2 protein-coding genes are annotated in these 250 nt (G+C 41.2%); both read right to left on the reverse strand.

Annotated elements, in window-relative coordinates; genetic code table 11:
* A partial coding sequence (locus R0K30_RS22840; protein WP_410613230.1) for a hypothetical protein occupies positions 1–122 on the reverse strand: 122 nt, incomplete at its 3' end.
* A 14-nt stretch (positions 123–136) separates the two neighbouring features.
* Positions 137–250: glycine cleavage T C-terminal barrel domain-containing protein (locus R0K30_RS22845; protein ID WP_410613232.1), on the reverse strand; the 114-nt coding region annotated here is incomplete at its 5' end.

The following is a 250-nucleotide window of genomic DNA, read 5'->3' on the forward strand; positions in this document are numbered from 1 at the left end:
TCTTGTTGAAACCGTACATTTTCCGGAATATCGGCAAACAGTTCATCAATTGTTTCTGCGCCGATGGCTTTCAGCATTTCTTTTTTATCCTGTTCTGTCGCGGGCAAATATCGATGCTTCATATGACTCTCCTTTTTCAGCTCTGTTTTGGACGTTTATAAAACGGTGTGCGGACAATCTTCGCTTTTACCGTTTTTTTACGGATTTCCACTTCTACTTCCGTTCCGACTTCACTGAATTCCGTTTTGAT

The organism is Bacillus sp. SIMBA_154, assembly GCF_046536015.1.
Lineage (GTDB): Bacteria > Bacillota > Bacilli > Bacillales > Bacillaceae > Bacillus > Bacillus pumilus_P.